The organism is Streptomyces sp. SID14436 (genome assembly GCF_010548465.1).
Classification (GTDB): Bacteria; Actinomycetota; Actinomycetes; order Streptomycetales; family Streptomycetaceae; genus Streptomyces.
In genome coordinates this window covers 1-1855 of record NZ_JAAGMD010000490.1, presented here as the reverse complement: position 1 = coordinate 1855, position 1855 = coordinate 1, and the positions used below count along the sequence as shown (strand labels likewise).

Annotated in this window: 2 protein-coding genes and 1 pseudogene; all 3 read left to right on the top strand. The window is 77.6% G+C overall.

From position 1 onward, the window contains the following. Positions 1-237: pseudogene (locus G3I53_RS16905) on the top strand (hypothetical protein); the annotation flags it as partial. Then, positions 215-979 carry a polysaccharide deacetylase family protein gene (locus tag G3I53_RS16900; RefSeq protein WP_164339084.1) on the top strand — a complete coding sequence of 255 codons (765 nt, stop codon included), beginning with the start codon at positions 215-217 and terminating at the stop codon, positions 977-979. The pseudogene G3I53_RS16905 and the gene G3I53_RS16900, both read left to right, overlap by 23 nt. Further along, positions 976-1855, top strand: an 880-nt coding sequence (locus G3I53_RS16895; protein ID WP_164438506.1) for a glycosyltransferase, incomplete at its 3' end; no start/stop codon positions are given. The genes G3I53_RS16900 and G3I53_RS16895, both read left to right, overlap by 4 nt.

Genomic DNA, 1855 nt, shown 5'->3' with positions numbered 1-1855 from the left:
GTGGCCGCCACGGCGGCGGGCGGGCCGGCCGCCCAGCGCTTCGAGGCGCCCGTCCTCTCGCTCGCCGCCGGAGTCGTCACCGTGGCCGCCGTGTTCCTGCTGTGCGGCCGGGTCCTGGGCGATCCGGGCTGCGTCACCGTCTGTTCCGCCGCCCGCGCCCTCGCGCAGCGCGCGGCCGGCATTCGACCCCTCACCCTGACCCGAAGGTTCCGCCATGGCCGCACCCGCACCCGTTGACCGCCCCGCCCCCGCCGGCCGCCCGGCGGGAGGCGTGCCGTGGGTGGCGATGTACCACTCCGTCGGCGACTGCTCCGACGACCCGTACCGCGTCACCGTCACGCCGGAGCGGCTGGCCGGCCAGCTGGCCTGGCTGCGGCGGCGCGGGCTGCGGGGCGTGTCGGTGGCCGAACTGCTCGCCGCCCGATCGCGGGGCGGGGGCCGGGACCTGGTGGGCCTCACCTTCGACGACGGGTACGCCGACTTCCTCACCGGCGCCCTGCCGGTCCTCACCGCGCACGGCTGCACCGCCACCCTGTTCGTGCTGCCGGGCCGGCTCGGCGGCGACAACGCCTGGGACCCGCTCGGTCCGCGCAAGCCGCTGCTGAGCGCCGACGGCATCCGGCGCGCCGCCGCCGCGGGCGTCGAGATCGGCTCGCACGGGCTGACCCACGTCGACCTGACCCGGGCCGACGACCCGACGCTGGCCGCCGAGACCGCCGGCAGCAGGGCGCTGCTGTCGAGGCTGACGGGCGCGCCGGTGGACGGCTTCTGCTATCCGTACGGCACCCTCGACCGCCGCACCGTCGACGCGGTGCGGGACGCCGGGTACGCCTACGCCTGCGCCATCGACCCGGGCGCCCTCACCGGCCCGCACGCCCTGCCCCGCGTCCACGTCGGCCAGCGGGACACGCCCGTGCGGCTGTCCCTGAAGTACCGGCTGCACCGGTTGCGCCGCCGTCCGGTGGAGGGCGTGCGGTGAGGGCGCTGCACGTCATCACCGGTCTCGGTGTGGGCGGGGCCGAGCAGCAACTGCGGCTGCTGCTGCGGCATCTGCCGGCCGACTGCGACGTGGTGACCCTGACCAACCCGGGCCGTGTCGCCGAGGGTCTGGCGGCCGACGGGGTGCGGGTCACCCACCTCGGGATGGCCGGCAACCGGGACCTGGGCGCGCTGCCCCGGCTGGTGCGGCTGATCCGCGCGGGCGGCTACGACCTCGTACACACCCACCTCTACCGGGCCTGCCTGTACGGCAGGATCGCGGCGCGGCTGGCGGGGGTGCGGGCGGTCGTCGCCACCGAACACTCCCTCGGCGACACGCAGATGGAGGGCCGCCCGCTCACGCCGGGCGTGCGCGCCCTGTACCTGGCCGGGGAGCGGCTGGGCCGCACCACCGTCGCCGTGTCCGCCACCGTCGCCGCCCGGCTCGAACGCTGGGGGGTGCCGCCGTCGCGGATCGTGGTCGTGCCGAACGGCGTGGACCTGGACCGCTTCCGCTTCGACCCGGGCCGCCGCGAGCGCACCCGGCGCCGGCTGGGGCTGCCGGACGGGGCGTTCGTCGTCGGGGGCGTCGGCCGGCTCGTGGCGGGCAAGCGCTTCGACGTCCTGATCCGAGCGCTGGCCCAGCTGCCCGCCGACACGTGGCTGCTGCTGGCCGGTGGCGGGGAGCAGGAGAGCGCGCTGCGGGCCGTGGCGCGGGAGGCCGGGGTGGCGGGCCGGGTGCTGTTCACCGGCGAACGCCCCGGCGAGCCCGACGGCACGGCGGGACCGGACCTGCCGTCGCTGGCGTGCGCGATGGACGTGCTGGCCTCGCCGTCCCCGCAGGAGGCGTTCGGGCTGGCGGTCGTGGAGGCCCTGG